This is a genomic window from Paenibacillus senegalimassiliensis, assembly GCF_001486585.1.
GTDB lineage: Bacteria > Bacillota > Bacilli > Paenibacillales > Paenibacillaceae > Fontibacillus > Fontibacillus senegalimassiliensis.
The window spans coordinates 483704-499362 of record NZ_LN909046.1; the positions used below are offsets into that span (position 1 = coordinate 483704).

The following is a 15659-nucleotide window of genomic DNA, read 5'->3' on the forward strand; positions in this document are numbered from 1 at the left end:
TTATTTGCTGCGATCAAATCTATAATTTCCGTATTTCTCTGCGTTACGCAGGCTGGCCCAAATGTCCGAGGATTCACCGCCAATATGCCAATACGCATAACCTGCGAGACCCAAATTAGTTCCTAGCTGTAGCTTGGCGGATAGGGAGCGAGCATCCTCCAGCCATATACGGTGCTTGGTGTTTGCCTTCCAGTATTCTGTCGTGTATTGACTGGCTGCGGAGTTCCACTTCAGAGAGCTTCCGGCTGCCTGGACCCGCTTGTTCTGCTCCGGCAACGAAAGGTCCTCGGATGAGAGGGTAGCCCCTTGGGCATTGATGGCCCAATCCCTAGTATACAGCGGCATGCCAAGTATCAATTGATCTGCTGGGACTTGGGGGAGTAGCTTGTCGAGATGCTGCTCTACCCAGTTTAAGGAGGCTACAGAGCCAGCTTTATATCCCGTCCAGTGCTCGTCATAGGCCATAATGACCAAATAATCGGCGTGCTTGGCCAATTCGGCATAGTTATAGGCTGCGGACCAATCACTGCCTAGATCAGGCGGCAGATCGACTGATAGAACGGCCTCAGCATTATGCAATTCCTCGGCCAGCTTGGCAATGAAGCTTGTGAACAAGTCGCGATCCGAAGCGTGGACATTCTCAAAGTCAAGGTTGATTCCGGCCAAGTTATATTTCTGTACATAGGACTTGATGCTCTGAATCGCAGTGGATGATAATGAATCGGAAGCGAGCATTTGATGAGTGGCCTTCTGGTCGAAGCGGTTCCCCACCATAGCCCATACCTGCTTGCCGTTAGCTTTGGCCCATGTATTTAAAGAAGGAACAGTGGAATCCGAAATCTGTCCGGTGCTTTCGAGAAAATACCATCTGGGCGAAAGCACGTTAATATTGGATTGCAGCACAGACCTCTGATAAGCTTCGGTAGATTGGCCGTATTGCCAGCCGATATGAATGGCCGTAGACGTAGTGGATTCAGCGTTTGCTGTCAGTTTATTCTTCCAACGAGTATCCTCCAGCAGACGGTCAAAAATAACAGCCGTCTCCTGACGAGTGATGGATTGTAACGGATAGAAACGACCTTCGCTGCCTTGCATTAATCCGAGTGTTGATATGGCGGCGACATAAGGCTTGGCCCAGGCGGCGATGCTTGAAGTGTCTCGATAGGCAGAAAGCGAGCTTGCGGTGGGTATGTCTTGCTTAAGTGCCTTGGTCAGCCATACCGCCGCCTCTTGACGGGTTAGCACCTGGTCAGGCTGAAAGGTACCGTTTCCCAAGCCACTGGTTAAACCAAGTTCGGTTGCAGCTTGAATGGCTCCATAATACCAGGTGCTTCTTGGTACATCGGTATAGGCGGGAATAGCTGAGGAAGCGGGAGTGATTCCAAGAGCTCGCATCAGCACGGTGATGAACTCAGCCCTGGTGACGGAACGCTTTGGAGAGAAGGCCGTTGTCGTAGTCCCTTGCATGATGCCGCCGGCATGCAGGCGGGAAATGGCTTCCCTGGCATAGCTGGTTGAGATATCATGGTAAGGAAGCGTGGCGGCTGATGCTGGTTCTTGGCGAGTGGTGGTATATGAAAATAGCAACGTTCCTATGAGCATAAGCAAAATTATTTTTTTCATAAAGTAGAGCTCCTTGGCGAATTTAGTAGAATTGTCCTTAATTCTAACAGAATTGTAATCTTTCATCAGTGTTTAAAATCTGGAAATATATTATCAATTTCGTAAAAGTCGTTGTAACTTTTTGACATCGTATTTCGTTTATAATGCAAGACATGATGACTTGCTGGACAAGGCAAGAAACGCACCACAAATCAAGAAATGGGAGACCGATACACGATGATGCGATGGCTTCGCAAAACGGAAAAAGTGAAAGGTAAGTCCGAAGAAGAGTCACGCGCTTCACAGGCCCAGATTGCTGTGGCTTTGGATGAAAGCGCTGTGGAGGAATCTGAACCCGAGGCCATTGTAGCTGCTAAGGTACGGGTAGAGGACGAACGCGAGAAGGGGCCGATATTGTCGGTCAGGAATGTACACCGATCATTCCCGGTGGGCAGCGGAGAAATCAAGGTCCTGAAGGGAATTGATATGGAGGTGCTCCCTGGCCAATTGGTGATGCTTAAAGGCCGGTCCGGCTCGGGGAAGACGACGCTCCTGAATATGCTCGGCGGTCTTGATCAGCCGACATCCGGTGAAATTTTGTTTCGCGGGCAGCCCCTGCATCAATTAAATGATGACAAGCGGACGTTGTTGCGACGTGATCAGATTGGTTTTATCTTTCAGGCCTACGCCCTGCTCCCTTTGTTGTCCGCTTGGGAGAACGTGGAGCTGTCACTGCGTATGGCCGGAGTTCCTTCCCAGGAGTGGAAGCAACGCGTCACACATTGCATGGAGCTTGTTGGGCTGGGCAAGCGAATGTTTCACCGACCGTTTGAGTTGTCCGGCGGGGAGCAGCAGCGGGTAGCGATTGCCAAAGCGATTGCGCACCGTCCCAAGCTGCTGCTGGCGGATGAACCGACGGCCAATCTCGATTCGCAAATGGGAGCACAAGTTATGGCAGTATTCAAAAATATCATACAAACCGAGCATGTTACGATTTGTATGACGACACACGATCCTACAATCCTGGAGGTAGCAGACCATGTTTACGAAATGGTGGATGGCAAATTTATCAGGTAAAGGGGGGAGAGTAGTTCGGCTGGCAGGCATTTTGACCTTGAGCCTAACGTTAGTAGCCGCATCCGGCTGTGCTTTGCTTCCGGATGAAGAGGCGGAAGAGGACTTGCCTGTAATCACGCCGCCGACGATTTCCAAGAAACCGGAATACGAGGTGCGCACGGAGACGATTGAATTGAACGTCAGCGCGGTCGGTAAAATTATGAGTCAAAGAGAGGAACCTCTATTCTTCACAGAGGATAATCTTCATGTCAAAGAGGTGCTCGTTAAGGCTGGAGACAATGTGAAGCAAGGCGATGTGCTGATTCAATTGGACGTGGAGGATATGCAGAAGGACCTTCGCAAGAAAAGATTAGAGTTCCGCAAGCAGGAGATCGCTATGAAAGAGCTGCTGCGGACCAAGGATGAGAAGGAACCGATTGAGTTTGAAGAGGCGTCTATCGTTTTCGAAGAGCAGCGTCAGGATCTGGCGGATTTGGAAAAAACCATTGCGGACGGTACGCTCAAAGCGCCGTTCTCCGGTACGATTGTGTCTATTGCAGCGCAGAAGGGCGGCTCGATTAAGTCCTATGATACGGTAGCTGTTCTTTCCGATACATCTTCGCTGGTGGTTGCGGCGTCTTTTGCCAAGGAAGACTTAACGAAAATTGCCGTAGGCATGAATGCGAAGGTTGATATTAATGCATCTGGTGTATACGAGGGCAAGGTCAAGGTTATGCCCGTGAGCACGGGCTCTGACAATAATGATAATGGTAACAGCAATCCGAACCAGCCGGACAAGGATTCGATTGATAAGTACGTGATTGTTGAGCTGGCCAAATGGCCGGAAGGCATTGAACGGGGCCGCCCGCTTAGCGTATCTATCGTGACTGAGCGCAAGGAGAATGCGGTGCTGATTCCTGCATCTGCTCTGCGTACCATTGGCTCGCGGACGTATGTTCAGGTTGTTGAATCGGATGGCGCCAAACGTGAGGTGGATGTCGAGGTCGGGCTGCAAACTTCCACGGATGTAGAAATTGTGAAGGGACTTACCCCGGGACAGAAAGTAGTGGGTCGCTAGATGGGTATTCCTTTATTACGCCTGCTGTTCCGTAAGATGTGGAACACGAAATGGCTGACGCTGAGCACTTTGCTAGGCTTGATTGTCGCCGTCTCGTTCACTGTCAGCATTCCGATGTATTCGGACGGCTCGCTGAAGAGAGTGGTTGCCACAACGCTGAAGAGCGAAAGCGAAGGGCTCCCGGCAGGCTCCTTAATCATGAGCTATCAGGCGGCGGGCGGGACCAAAACGGATCAGGGCGCCTTGGAGGCTGTTAACCAATATATCATTGACGAGGTTCCCCAGGAAATTGGTTTTCCATACGATGCCTACGTGAATACTCGTGCCATTCGTGGTACCGAGGTATTCCCGGAAGATCCCACAAAGGTGGATGCCAGTCGGACGAGAACCATGTCGATCCTCTCGATGAGCGGCTTGGCTGAGCATATTTCACTTTCGGGCGGTCAATTGTTCTCGGACAGTGTCAACGACAATATGGTCGAAGCGCTGATGCTGGAGGAGGCGATGTACCGCCAGGACCTTCACGTCGGTGATGTGATGGAATACCCGGTATACAGCGGGGTAGATATCACGCTCAAGGTCAAAATCGTCGGCACATTCCAGGCTGAAAATGAGAGTGATTCATATTGGTATCAAGGCTTTGAAGGGATGATGAACAGCTTCTACATCTCGGAGAAAGCGTTTAATGATGTATTGCTAAAGCAATTATCAATACCTTTGCATAATTCAAGCTGGTATTATGCCTTTAATTTATCTGAAATTCAGACCAGCCAGTTGTCCCCATTATCCGATACACTGGATCGGTTGAATGTGGACCTGTATCAGAAACTCAAGGATACCAAGGTTGATGTTTCATTTGGCAGTCTACTAAGTGATTTCCGCAAGCAAAGCTTGCAAATGCAAACCTTGCTGTTCACCTTGGCAGCGCCTATGATTGCGATGGTATTCTATTACATCGTGATGAATGCACGCCAGGCGCTGGATAAGCAACAGAGCGATATCGCGGTACTACGCAGCCGCGGGGCGTCAACGAAGCAGATTATTCTTATTTATTTGCTGGAGAGCTTGATCCTTGGAGCTATTTCTTTGATTGCCGGACCGCTGCTGGGTTGGTTTATGTCCAAAAGTATCGGGTCTGCAGATGGTTTCCTGACCTTCGTCAATCGTCAATCCATTCCGGTTGGATTTAATCTGGATGCTCTCGCGTTGGGTGGAGCAGCGGTAGTTATCGCTATCTTGGCTACCTTGCTGCCGGCGGTGTCCTACGCTAGGTCATCTATTGTGAAGGCAAAGCAGAAGCAAGCCCGTTCCGATCGTGCACCATTCTGGCAACGGTGGTTCATAGATATTGTATTGATGGCAATCGCTGGCTATGGTTACTATCTGTTCAATGAACGGCAGATGTTGACCTTCCAAACTGGTATGACGACGGATGAACTACAGGTGCAGCCGTTTCTGTTCTTCGTGCCTGCACTGGCGATTTTCTCCATTGGCCTATTCTTCCTGCGGGTATTCCCGTGGTTGTTGAAGCTGATTGGCTGGCTCGGCAAGAAGTGGTTGCCGGTGCCTTACTATTTGAGCTTAACTCAGCTCTCCCGTTCTTCTTCATCTTATTATCCGTTGATGATTCTGCTTGTGTTGACTCTGGGACTTGGTGTGTATAACGCTTCGGCAGCCCGGACGATCGATTTGAATTCGACGGAACGGACTCTCTACAAATACGGTTCAGATGTCATTATGCGCACCGTATGGGAGGGAACGGCAGAGATTACTCGTCCTACCCAAGGGGGCGGTTCCGGAGGGAATCAAAATCCTGGGCAAGGCGGGAACTCCGGACAGCCGGGAGGCGGCGGGAATCCAGGTGCTCCAGGTGGGGGTGGCGGCTCTGGTGGCGGTGCTCCGGGAGGGGGCCAAAATCAGACGCCATCCAAAGTTATCTACTCCGAACCGCCATTTGAAATTTTCCGGGAGCTCGATGGTGTGGAGCATGCCGCACGGGTGCTTCAAACCAAGGGGAATATTATTGTGTCCGGACGTTCGGCTGGGCAAGGGAATGTGATGGGGATCGATAACCTGGACTTTTCCAAGGTGGGATGGTTCCGAAAAGACCTGTTCCCTACGCATCCCTTCCGTTATTTGCAGTTTCTTGGCATGAACGAAAGTGCAGCGTTAATACCTTCTAACATGGCGGAGAAATACAAGCTGAAGTCGGGGGATGTATTCACGATTGCGATCGGCGATCAGACGGTGGAATTTGCCGTTTATGGTATTTTGCCATATTGGCCTAGTCAGTACCCGGATCAAACTCCGTTTGTCATCGCCAATCTGGATTATATTTATGATCAGGTTCCGCTCATACCTTATGAGGTATGGCTGAAGATGGAGCCGGGAGCCAAGGTGGCCCCGCTGATTACCAAATTAGCCGAGCAAGGCATTGATCTTTATTCGGTTGATGACGTGCGCAGTGAACTGGCAGCACAAAGCAAGCATCCGACACGGGGCGGAGTATTCGGTATTTTGAGCCTGGGCTTCCTCGTTTCGGTCATTGTCTCACTGATCGGCTACATCCTGTATTGGTTCTTCAACCTGTCAGGCCGGGTCGTTCAGTTCGGAATATTGCGGGCGATGGGCTTATCACGCAAGCAGTTGACGTTCATGCTGCTGGCTGAGCAGATTTTGACGGCAGGACTGTCTATCGCATTGGGTATCGTCATCGGGAAGATCGCCGGGAAGCTGTACCTGCCCTTCCTGCAAACGGCTGATAATGTGACGACGCAAGTACCACCGTTCCGCATTGTATTTGATTCGCAGGATACGCTTCAGCTATATGTGGTCGTATTCGTGATGCTGCTGCTGGGTGCCGGGCTGCTGCTCTGGCAAATTCGGCGCTTGCGGGTGCATCAGGCCGTTAAAATGGGAGAGGAGCGTTAAAGATGATTCAATGCGAAGGACTCGTCAAGATTTTCAAATCCGAAGACATCGAGGTTGTGGCGCTCCAAGGCCTGAACTTATCCGTTGAGCAGGGCGAGATGATGGCGATTATCGGTAATAGTGGTAGCGGCAAATCAACGCTGTTGAATATTTTGGGTGGGCTGGATCATCCTTCGGCAGGGCAAGTGTCTGTTGGAGGGTGGGACCTACTTAAGATTCAGGATGATCAATTGGTAGAGTACAAGCGCAATACGGTGGGATTTGTCTGGCAAAATAATGCCCGTAACTTGCTGCCTTATTTAACGGCGCTGGAGAATGTGGAGATGCCGATGCTGTTGACCGGCAAGCTCGATCGGGCCTATGCCCAGGAACTACTGGAACGCGTAGGGCTGAAGGATAGGATGCACAATAAGTTGCACCAGCTTTCGGGTGGGGAGCAGCAGCGGGTGGCGATTGCTATTTCGCTATCTAATCGTCCGAAGCTGCTGCTGGCCGATGAACCCACGGGTTCGGTGGATACGGCGACTTCCGATCAAATCATGCAGATCTTCCGGCAAGTCAATCGGGAGCTTGGCATTACGGTCGTTATCGTTACGCATGACTTGACGTTAGCAGGTAAGGTAGACCGGGTAGTAGCCATTCGCGATGGTCTGACCAGCACCGAGTTTGTGAAGCGTAATCCGAACCTGGATTTGGCTGCGGCAGAGCTGGCTGGTGGGCTCCAAGAGGTGCATGAGGCGTTTGTGGTCGTTGACCGCGTGGGCCGCCTGCAAGTTCCTAAGGAGTATCTGGAGTCCGTAGGAATTAGCGGCCGGGCGTCGATGGAGTTTGATGGGGAGAAGATTGTGATTACGGCACCTAAACCATTGGAGGAGGAACAATCATGACGAAGAAATATGGGAGGCTGAAGAAGCTGCTGTCCATCTCGTTGACTGCTACGCTGGCCTTGGGCCTGCTCGCAGGCTGCAACAGCGGCAAAGCCGTGGATAATCAGCAGGAGAAGGTTCTGCGTATCGGGGTGCTGTACGGGGGATATGACGACTCTTATTTCCGTCAACAATACACTGATGTATATGAGTTTACAAATCAAAATGTCCGTATTGAAATTGTTCCGGCGATTGATCAATCCCAATATCGGTATCAGGACAGCTCGCAGCCTTATGTTCAGCCTGATTATCTGGAAAGCATGAAGCAGGTCATGGGCGGGAGCAATCCGGTAGACATTGTTGTGACCGATACTAGCGTGCTTAATCAATTGATTAAGGAAAACATGCTTAAGTCACTGGATCCGTTGATTCAGGAGGATAAATTTGATACGGCGGACTTTGTTCCTGCGGTAATTGACGGAATCAAGGATATGGGGGAAGGCAACCTGTATGCTCTGACACCTTCTTTCTCTTCCTCAGCATTGTACTATAACAAACAAATCTTCACGGATGCGGGTGTGGAGCCACCTACGGACAATATGACCTGGGAAGATATCTTTAACCTGGCCCGCCGCGTAACGAAGGGCGAGGGTAAAGAACGCGTTTACGGCTTCACCTTCAGTCGTTATATGGGCAATGATCCATTCTGGGATATGCAATCCAACTATATCCCTGCGCTTCAGCTCAAAACCTTTGACGAAAAAGCTGAGACGATGACGGTGAACACGCCGCAATGGACGAAGGTTTGGGAAACGATCAGCAAGCTGTCCAAGGAGAAGGTTCTTCCCGATAGCAACTCCATGATGGATGGAATGGATGGCAACTGGACCCCGATCAGCAGCGATATGTTCCTGTCAGGTAAAGTAGCGATGACGATTGGCGAAAATTATTATGTCAACGAAATCAATGATGCCAATAACAATGCCTCGAAAATCAAAAACTTTAAGGCTGTGGATTGGGATGTTGTTACGGTTCCTTCCCATCCAGAGAAGCCGGGTGTAGGGGGAAATATTTGGCTAAATAATTTATTTGCTATCAATAGCGCTGCCCCTAATCCGGAGACGGCCTGGGATTTCATTAAATTTATTAATGGTGCGGACTGGGCTAAATTAAAATCCCGTAGTAATTCTTATGAAATGCTGGCCCGCAAAACTTATATTCAGCCGAGAAACGGGCTGGATTACAACATTCAAGCATTCTATTTGTTGAAGCCTATACCACCTAGTGATTCCAAGCTCGATAAATTGATGATGGAGAAGCCAGGACTGTATAGCGTTAACGATAGTGGTCGCCAGTTCTTCCAAGAGGTGCTGGAGAACAAGAAGACGCCTGAGGAAGCCTTGAAGGCGTGGGAAGAGAAAGGAAATACCATGCTGCAAGAGATTAAGAACAATCCGAAAACCCAGTTCCAGGGTGACGGTACGCCATTTGTTCCGACCGATGCGGCTGTGGAAGGATAATTCTCTAAATTTACCAGCTTATAAAAAGCCGTACGGTGCTAAACCGACGGCTTTTTTTGCTATTAATGGGTATTCTATAACCAGGCCCAAAATGAGGAAAGAAAGGTACTCTGGTGAAAGGATGATGGCGAGACGTATGCGCTGGGTGTATTTTAATAAGTTGTATCGAACTAAATTTCAAGCCGGATGCTTGGCCCGCCGGCTGGAACAGGATGGCTGGATTTACGGCTTCGACGATATGCGACAAATTGAAATTTACCGTTCCCGTAAGGGCAAGTATGGCGTACGCTTTATTGTCTGATCGATGAGTCAGCTCGACCGACCCATGGGCTTGACGTGGACTACGGAAATCGTGTATATTATTAATTGTCGCTGTTTATTGACGCGGGGTGGAGCAGCCCGGTAGCTCGTCGGGCTCATAACCCCAAGGCCGCAGGTTCAAATCCTGCCCCCGCAATTCATTTAAGTCGTTCGGGCCCTTAGCTCAGTTGGTTAGAGCGGTCGGCTCATAACCGATTGGTCGGGGGTTCAAGTCCCTCAGGGCCCATAATGCGTGAACCCCTTGCCTAGCAAGGGGTTTTTGCTATTTGGTAGGGTGGTAGAGTTGGGGGGATTCGTGCTGCAAAATGACCTTAAATCTATTTTGCTAACGGAGTCTTAAACGTTCGTTGGCTCAAGGGATTTTTCGCTGTGCTTCTTAAGTTCTGCTTCAATTCGATCTACAGCTTCGTCTTGCATTGTAGGGAGCAAGTGAGAGTATCGCTCGTTGAACATTGCTGGTGTCATACCCAGACGCTCCGCAGCTACTTTAGGATTGATTTCTATTTTGAGAAGAAACGAAGCATGGGTATGCCTGAGATCGTGGAAGCGAATTTTCTTTACTCCGGCTTTCCGTACGAGGACAACCATGCCTTCAGTAATTCGCTTTGGCTTGATATAGCCTCCGGTGGGATAGCAGCAAACTAAATCATTATCCTCGTATGCATCCCCGTATTCCGCTTTTAGCGCTTGGACTTGCTCATAGCGCTCCTGCAGATCGTCCAGCACGGCCTGAAACAGCTTGACGCTACGTATGGAGTAGTTTGTCTTAGGACGCTGAATAACGAGACCTGAGCGTGTCCAATTGGCCGTTTGTATGACTTTCAGCTCGCGATGATCGAAATCTATGTCCTGCCAGCGCAGGCCAAGGATCTCTCCGCGACGCATCCCTGTGTAAATGGCCAGAGAGAATACAATATAATGTACATGTCCCTTGGAGGACTCCAGGAATTTTGTGAAATCCTCGACAGACCAGAACTGCATCTCCTTCTGTTCATTAGCATTTACTTTACTCCGCATGGACACCTTACTCATGACATCTTCAGCAAGCAGACCAGACTCGGTATAGGCGAGACGAAGAGCCCGCTTAAGGGTATTGATGATAGGGAAGGGATAGACTTCACGGACGATGGCAGCCAGGAGCCCGGTGCTCCAGAGGATGAGCTGACGGACTACGAGCGGGAAATTATGGATGAGGTTGAAATCAGCAAGGAGGCTCTTGAGGAGTTCATTATCAACAAGGCTCCTGTTTTTGAGGACATTCCATTCGACTTCCCAACCCTTCTTAAGCAGCGGAAGGAAGAAAGCAAAACCTGGATGCAGATTGCCAAGGAGGCAGGCGTACCGAGTTTGCAAATCAGTTCGAAGTATTCCGCGTACAAAAAGCGGGTTGAGAAACTTATGAAAGACGGGGGAGCGGCTTAATTCGTTTCCTGTGATATTAGAATCGGGGAGGGCCATCTGCGGCCCTCTGACCGAACGTATGATCGTCTGAAGGGGTGGTAAGTATGGCAGGGAAGCAATATGTATCCCCAGATTATTACGAAAAGAAGCTCGCTAAGGTCATGGAGCGATTTGGTGTAGATGAGCACAACTACGACTGGGGTCGGCACGGTGGCTGGATCGAATTTCGTTACCGCGGCCAGCTTTACCGGTTTGAGCATAGCGTTGAGAAGGCGAAAGCGAAGGGACAAAGCATCCGGTATGGCAGCGATGCCTTTGCACAGATTGTTCTGGCTCTTGAGGACTTAGCACGGCTAGTAGAACGAGGTCTGTATGATTTGCAAAACTGGATCGAAGGCATGTGGTTCCTTCCTCCACCGGTTGTTGTTCCGGAGTATTTTAAGGAGCTTGGATTTGAACACATCCCTGGGGACGCGGCGGAGGTTGAAGACAGATTTCGGGAACTGGCCAAGCAGCGACATCCGGATGTACTCAAAGATGATGGGACGGCATTTAAGCAGCTACAGCGCGCATCGGAGGATGCTAAACGATATTTCAGCCAGGAGGGGGAGGGTATGGCAGATGCCGACTACTGAGAGGTTCACGGATCCAATACCAGCCAAGGGGCAGCAAGAGTTGCGGACTTGGGACGGTGATAAACTTGACTATGCAAAACAATATTGAGTGGCTAATGGACCAAGTACATCTTGGGAAGATGACGGCAGATGAGACTAATGTCGAGATGGTACGCATGAAGCGCGTGCGAGTAGCCGTTAAGATACCGGCTGACGTACGCAAAGCGCTCAACACGGCTGTAAGGTCTGGACAGCTGGCCCACAAAAAGCGAGACGGCCACAAGCCGGAAGTGTATTATCATCCAGATTTTGAATATCTGGCAAATGACGAGCGTAATCAAGCGGAGCCCCGGGCGATTAAAGCACTTGCAGGCGTACTTGCAAGGCCAGATTGACGTACATTAAGTGGCTTAAGTGAAATAAAAAACCGAGGAGATAGTCCTCGGATTGCTTTACCGGGAGGGACTCGAACCCTCGCCCTTCTGTTTGCGAAACAGGTGCTCTATCCAACTGAGCTACCGACCTATAAAAGCTTGCCATAAATGGCTAAGTCCAATCTTATATTACAGTCGATTATTTGTAAACAGACCCATTAAGTGTAGGAAGGAGGGGGCCTAAATGTTCAAAATTGAATGTGAATGCGGAGCTTCAAACGTAATTGAGGCAGCAGAACACTTAGATAGCGGCAATGTAACTATCTCGTTGGATCGTAGTGGAAAGATTGAAGTGTTCTGTTGTGAATGTAGTGAACAAATAAAATCCGAATAACGCAGTGCGAAAAAGTAGCGCAAAGACCCCCATAACCTAGCCGGGCGCGGGGGTCAATCGGTAATATATTCCTCTCAACGAATTATACCACAAAGGGGATTGAGGGGAATGGCGATGGTGTGGGAACAGGGAGAGCTTTTTCCGACAGCAAGTGAGCAGGAGATCCAGCGCACAAAGTTCCTGCTCGGTAAATATACGAAGATGCTGGCGTTGATGAAGGATTTCGAGAACTATGAAGAGGAATTGAAGCAGGTGGCCATCGATGGAGAAGCAGCTCGCCGGGTCGATCAAGAGGATCTGCATGCGGATAAGACGGCCAATGCGACTATCTTGATTGAAAAGCAGCGCTGGGTGTATAAACAGTACCAATTCTATACGCAGCAGATCCGCAGAGCCTGGGGACTGATACAGGATCCGGAAGCAAAGCAGGCGGTTGATTATCGTTACATCCAGGGGTACTCATATAAGGAGACGTTGCTGTTCTTCCGGCGCAGTTTGAGTGACAGCACTATTCGGCGGAAGATTGGCGAGGGAATGGAGAGCGTAGCTGAGTCGCTGAAGATCATGGGGTTCTTTGAGCAGTATGATGAGAAGTTTTAAAAAATGGCTAGGAAAAGCGGCAAACTAAGACACGAAATACAGCCTAATTTGCCGCTATTTTTACTAGACTAATGTCCTTTGACCCAAGCTTTGATTTTTTAATATTTGTCCTATAACGCTTTGCGCTGATACTCTATAGCATTAATCTTACTTATTAATCGTTCTTCTAGAACTTTTTCGTCTGACCATTTAATTGTATTTATCTGGGCGACATCAAAATGCATATTTTCAAAGTCAGTTTCTTTGCAAGTTAGAATAACAGACTTTTTTTGTCCTAAAGCATATCCTGCCTCGAGATAAACTCCTGTTTTTTGCTGTGTAAGGTCAGCAATAACCAATTCACTCTTATCTATTTCAGTAAAGATCTCTGGAACAATGAAATTATTATGTTCCTTCACATCAATGAGAATAGGAGTATACATACAGGCTTGTACGGCCTTCATAATTGCTTGCCTTGCAGGTTTCATATCATTGTCGAAAGACATTGCAATGAAGATTTGATTTTGTATAAGCTCCTCAAAGAGGATGTCGTGAATGTTAAGTTGCTCACGAATGGTTGTATTTAATAGTTTCATATTTATACGTGTGTCATTTTGCTTGACGTTTGGGTTACCGTCACCATCGCTACCAGAAATTCATAAGGGGAAAGTTGTTTTAGAAACTCCCACACTTTGTTGAAATTGTATGTGTAATATGGTTCGGATGCTTCTTCGCTATACTGTTCTGTTTTCTCAAATTGATCAATACTAATCCCTAATGCGTTCATTATTGATACAACATGTCTTACCGATATTTCTTTATAGTGCCATCTTTGTTCTTCTTCATCTCTCTCATTTGCATAATGCTCAGATATGAGTATATCTTTAGCTAGTTCTGTTTCAAATTGGTTTATGATGCTAATTTGAAAGCTATTTAACAACTTATCATTCTCTTTGTAGATTTTTAACTTGGGATTCAACCTCAAATGTAATTCCCCCTAATATTTATGGATACTGATTTTATATGCTCGTTTTAATTAAATATATGACTACAAATCGAACGTAACTTGACCCTAAGTTGAACACCATCTGACGGTTTTCCCGTGATACATTAGGAGCATAGAAAAAGGCGAGAATGACACGCACGGCTGCACATGCAGCGAACAACCGGGGCGTAACTCTTCTCGCTTTTTTCTGTTACTTGCCGAAGTTTGCTGTGAAAACGGCTATTCTTTCTGGAAGGGTTTCAAATGCATAAAGAAAACCTTTACTGATGCCAAATACAAATAAGATAATCAAACCGATCATGAATAGCTTCTCTATGTATGTTTCTACACGATACAATACACATTCTCCTTTCCTTTGGTATCCTTACTTCCAGAATAACCCTTCTAATGAGCAATATCAAAATAGTTAGGAAGAGGGAGAGAATTTAAGCTTTGGATTGCTATCTTCCATGAATCAGAAGGTTAGCATTTTGACTCCATTTCTACCAGCTCGTTAAAATGGTTTTGAGCACTCTAGTAACTAAGTACATATTATTTAAAGCAAAGAGCGTAGCGTTTTTGCGGCGGCCGGTACGGTCGCAATGCTCTGGCCAGACTTTTTGTATATGTGAACTCAATATATAAACTCAGGTCGTTCCTTCACTGGAGCGGCCTTTTCTATTTTTCAGGAACGGAGCGTGATGGATATGAATGTGATTCGGTGGTTGATCCAGGTAACAGCAGGCAGGTCAGAGGTTCCGAAGAATCGAGGTGAACGGCGGCATGGCAGGGAAACGTCATAAGTTACAACGTCCAAGATCGGAGCCGAAGCAGCCGGCGAAGTGCAAGAACTGCATGTGGGGAGCCTGGACGGGGACTAAGCAGTTCTGTTCGAAGCAGAGGTGTGTAAAGTTGCAGAAAACTTGATTCATATAGAATTTGGTTGCAACAAGTAAATCCCTTCGGATGGCGGTAATTTTATGTGATGCTTTTGAAAATAGCCTCACCTATGAAAAAAACAGAAAGAAATAAAAATATGTAAACTATAAGTCTGAAGTAATCAGGATCATTATATTTAGATACCGGGGTTGTTCCTCTGCGCTTATGTAACAATCTCGCTCCTCTCTCAAGCAAAAGCATAAGGATTGCGCCGATAGTACAAATAGAACTTAACACGATGGCATCTAGCCAAATATCATTCAAGGAAAGTCCTCCTTCGAGTAAACATACTGTTATTCTATACGGATTAGAATGAAAAACAATTCAACAATTATTCTAAGTAATTCTGCAGTTAGCAGCAATGTTTTAAGAAGGAAATTCCTTCCTGATGTCGAAATGTGATGTCAAAGGAGGGGGATATTAATGGAGTTTTGGACTTTAGTTGTTACAATAATAACGGCCGGAACGGGAATTTTGTTCAATTTTCTTTTGTGGCGGGCAAGTAAGAGTAGTGCAGAAGCAGCTCGGAAAAGTGCTGAATCAGCGGATAAGGGGGCTATTGCAGCAGATAAAAGTGCTATAGTCGCTGAAGAAACACTAAAGTTTAGTAAGCAACAACAAACTCGGTTAGACACAGAAAAAGAAATAATGAGCAGGGAGTATCAAGTCAGGTATCGTAAAGATGCTAAATATCTTTATGATGTATTAAGAGGTATTAGTGATGGTAGGCCTAATATACTTGCAATTCAAAAAGGGTATAACATTGGTCAACCCACACCTTATGAACTTACCCAATATTTTAACGAAGAACAAAGAAAGTATATCCCGGAAATTTGGAGAAGCTTCTTAGAGCATTACAGTTGTCATTGGATGGATAATATGACCGGTGAAGTCACTCGATCGAAGTTTGATTTAAACGTTGGTTACGTAAAAACAATGGCTGCAAACTCAGCGAATGAAATTGGAGAACTGATAAAGAAGCTTTGAGCACCTTTAGGT

At 47.6% G+C, this 15659-nt stretch carries 17 protein-coding genes and 2 tRNA genes; 14 read left to right on the forward strand and 5 right to left on the reverse strand.

Annotation, left to right across the window (positions count from 1 at the left end; genetic code table 11):
* Positions 1-1623, reverse strand: a complete 1623-nt coding sequence (locus BN3279_RS16185; protein ID WP_059052209.1) for an S-layer homology domain-containing protein — start codon at positions 1621-1623, stop codon at positions 1-3.
* 216 nt (positions 1624-1839) lie between these two features.
* Between BN3279_RS16185 and BN3279_RS16190 the strand changes: the two genes are divergently transcribed.
* From BN3279_RS16190 to BN3279_RS16220, 8 genes are all read left to right on the forward strand, one after another.
* Positions 1840-2679, forward strand: coding sequence for an ABC transporter ATP-binding protein (locus tag BN3279_RS16190; protein ID WP_082673107.1), 840 nt, complete (start codon positions 1840-1842; stop codon positions 2677-2679).
* Positions 2642-3736 carry an efflux RND transporter periplasmic adaptor subunit gene (locus tag BN3279_RS16195; RefSeq protein ID WP_059052210.1) on the forward strand — a complete coding sequence of 365 codons (1095 nt, stop codon included), beginning with the start codon at positions 2642-2644 and terminating at the stop codon, positions 3734-3736. Before BN3279_RS16190 ends, BN3279_RS16195 begins: the two co-directional genes overlap by 38 nt.
* Complete coding sequence (locus BN3279_RS16200; RefSeq protein WP_059052211.1) at positions 3737-6667, forward strand: ABC transporter permease; 2931 nt, start codon at positions 3737-3739, stop codon at positions 6665-6667.
* Between the two features lie 2 nt (positions 6668-6669).
* Positions 6670-7554 (forward strand): ABC transporter ATP-binding protein, encoded by an 885-nt coding sequence (locus tag BN3279_RS16205; RefSeq protein WP_059052212.1) that lies wholly within the window; start codon positions 6670-6672, stop codon positions 7552-7554.
* Positions 7551-9053: an ABC transporter substrate-binding protein gene (locus tag BN3279_RS16210; RefSeq protein ID WP_059052213.1), complete on the forward strand. Its 1503-nt coding sequence runs from the start codon at positions 7551-7553 to the stop codon at positions 9051-9053. The genes BN3279_RS16205 and BN3279_RS16210 overlap by 4 nt, the downstream gene beginning before the upstream one ends.
* 124 nt (positions 9054-9177) lie before the next feature.
* Entirely contained in the window at positions 9178-9354 is a 177-nt protein-coding gene (locus tag BN3279_RS23835) for a hypothetical protein (protein ID WP_222860901.1), read from the forward strand.
* Between the two features lie 82 nt (positions 9355-9436).
* Positions 9437-9510: transfer RNA gene (locus BN3279_RS16215), tRNA-Met, on the forward strand.
* 16 nt (positions 9511-9526) lie between these two features.
* Positions 9527-9600: transfer RNA gene (locus BN3279_RS16220), tRNA-Ile, on the forward strand.
* 110 nt (positions 9601-9710) lie between these two features.
* Here BN3279_RS16220 and BN3279_RS16225 read toward each other — a convergent pair.
* Positions 9711-10391 (reverse strand): site-specific integrase, encoded by a 681-nt coding sequence (locus BN3279_RS16225; RefSeq protein ID WP_232436873.1) that lies wholly within the window; start codon positions 10389-10391, stop codon positions 9711-9713.
* 168 nt (positions 10392-10559) lie between these two features.
* Between BN3279_RS16225 and BN3279_RS24050 the strand changes: the two genes are divergently transcribed.
* The 5 genes from BN3279_RS24050 (at position 10560) to BN3279_RS16245 (ending at position 12757) form a co-directional block, all read left to right on the forward strand.
* Complete coding sequence (locus BN3279_RS24050; protein WP_187377853.1) at positions 10560-10796, forward strand: hypothetical protein; 237 nt, start codon at positions 10560-10562, stop codon at positions 10794-10796.
* Between the two features lie 83 nt (positions 10797-10879).
* Positions 10880-11410, forward strand: a complete 531-nt coding sequence (locus BN3279_RS16230; protein ID WP_059052214.1) for a J domain-containing protein — start codon at positions 10880-10882, stop codon at positions 11408-11410.
* A 95-nt stretch (positions 11411-11505) separates the two neighbouring features.
* Positions 11506-11784, forward strand: coding sequence for a hypothetical protein (locus tag BN3279_RS16235; protein ID WP_148466862.1), 279 nt, complete (start codon positions 11506-11508; stop codon positions 11782-11784).
* Positions 11785-12007: 223 nt separating this feature from the next.
* Positions 12008-12157, forward strand: a complete 150-nt coding sequence (locus tag BN3279_RS23840; RefSeq protein WP_157686461.1) for a hypothetical protein — start codon at positions 12008-12010, stop codon at positions 12155-12157.
* Between the two features lie 108 nt (positions 12158-12265).
* The gene (locus BN3279_RS16245; RefSeq protein ID WP_059052216.1) at positions 12266-12757 is read left to right on the forward strand and encodes a hypothetical protein; all 492 of its coding nucleotides are present in this window, start codon (positions 12266-12268) and stop codon (positions 12755-12757) included.
* Between the two features lie 110 nt (positions 12758-12867).
* Here BN3279_RS16245 and BN3279_RS16250 read toward each other — a convergent pair whose 3' ends face one another.
* The 3 genes from BN3279_RS16250 to BN3279_RS16260 form a co-directional block, all read right to left on the reverse strand.
* Positions 12868-13332: a hypothetical protein gene (locus tag BN3279_RS16250; RefSeq protein WP_059052217.1), complete on the reverse strand. Its 465-nt coding sequence runs from the start codon at positions 13330-13332 to the stop codon at positions 12868-12870.
* Between the two features lie 2 nt (positions 13333-13334).
* Positions 13335-13721 (reverse strand): hypothetical protein, encoded by a 387-nt coding sequence (locus tag BN3279_RS16255; RefSeq protein ID WP_059052218.1) that lies wholly within the window; start codon positions 13719-13721, stop codon positions 13335-13337.
* Positions 13722-14699: 978 nt separating this feature from the next.
* A complete protein-coding gene (locus BN3279_RS16260) occupies positions 14700-14924 on the reverse strand; it encodes a hypothetical protein (RefSeq protein WP_059052219.1) in 225 nt (74 codons plus the stop codon).
* Between the two features lie 159 nt (positions 14925-15083).
* Between BN3279_RS16260 and BN3279_RS16265 the strand changes: the two genes are divergently transcribed.
* Entirely contained in the window at positions 15084-15647 is a 564-nt protein-coding gene (locus tag BN3279_RS16265) for a hypothetical protein (protein WP_059052220.1), read from the forward strand.
* Positions 15648-15659 lie beyond the last annotated feature (12 nt).

What these genes read in the sequence shown, in the direction of transcription:
- BN3279_RS16250 (WP_059052217.1), bottom strand. Translation starts at nt 13,332, where the DNA reads ATGAAACTATTAAATACAACCATTCGTGAGCAACTTAACATTCACGAC.
- BN3279_RS16190 (WP_082673107.1), top strand. Translation starts at nt 1,840, where the DNA reads ATGATGCGATGGCTTCGCAAAACGGAAAAAGTGAAAGGTAAGTCCGAA.
- BN3279_RS16185 (WP_059052209.1), bottom strand. Translation starts at nt 1,623, where the DNA reads ATGAAAAAAATAATTTTGCTTATGCTCATAGGAACGTTGCTATTTTCA.
- BN3279_RS16265 (WP_059052220.1), top strand. Translation starts at nt 15,084, where the DNA reads ATGGAGTTTTGGACTTTAGTTGTTACAATAATAACGGCCGGAACGGGA.
- BN3279_RS16225 (WP_232436873.1), bottom strand. Translation starts at nt 10,391, where the DNA reads ATGCGGAGTAAAGTAAATGCTAATGAACAGAAGGAGATGCAGTTCTGG.
- BN3279_RS16245 (WP_059052216.1), top strand. Translation starts at nt 12,266, where the DNA reads ATGGCGATGGTGTGGGAACAGGGAGAGCTTTTTCCGACAGCAAGTGAG.
- BN3279_RS16235 (WP_148466862.1), top strand. Translation starts at nt 11,506, where the DNA reads ATGGACCAAGTACATCTTGGGAAGATGACGGCAGATGAGACTAATGTC.
- BN3279_RS16205 (WP_059052212.1), top strand. Translation starts at nt 6,670, where the DNA reads ATGATTCAATGCGAAGGACTCGTCAAGATTTTCAAATCCGAAGACATC.
- BN3279_RS24050 (WP_187377853.1), top strand. Translation starts at nt 10,560, where the DNA reads ATGGATGAGGTTGAAATCAGCAAGGAGGCTCTTGAGGAGTTCATTATC.
- BN3279_RS16200 (WP_059052211.1), top strand. Translation starts at nt 3,737, where the DNA reads ATGGGTATTCCTTTATTACGCCTGCTGTTCCGTAAGATGTGGAACACG.
- BN3279_RS16230 (WP_059052214.1), top strand. Translation starts at nt 10,880, where the DNA reads ATGGCAGGGAAGCAATATGTATCCCCAGATTATTACGAAAAGAAGCTC.
- BN3279_RS16210 (WP_059052213.1), top strand. Translation starts at nt 7,551, where the DNA reads ATGACGAAGAAATATGGGAGGCTGAAGAAGCTGCTGTCCATCTCGTTG.
- BN3279_RS23835 (WP_222860901.1), top strand. Translation starts at nt 9,178, where the DNA reads ATGGCGAGACGTATGCGCTGGGTGTATTTTAATAAGTTGTATCGAACT.
- BN3279_RS23840 (WP_157686461.1), top strand. Translation starts at nt 12,008, where the DNA reads ATGTTCAAAATTGAATGTGAATGCGGAGCTTCAAACGTAATTGAGGCA.
- BN3279_RS16195 (WP_059052210.1), top strand. Translation starts at nt 2,642, where the DNA reads ATGTTTACGAAATGGTGGATGGCAAATTTATCAGGTAAAGGGGGGAGA.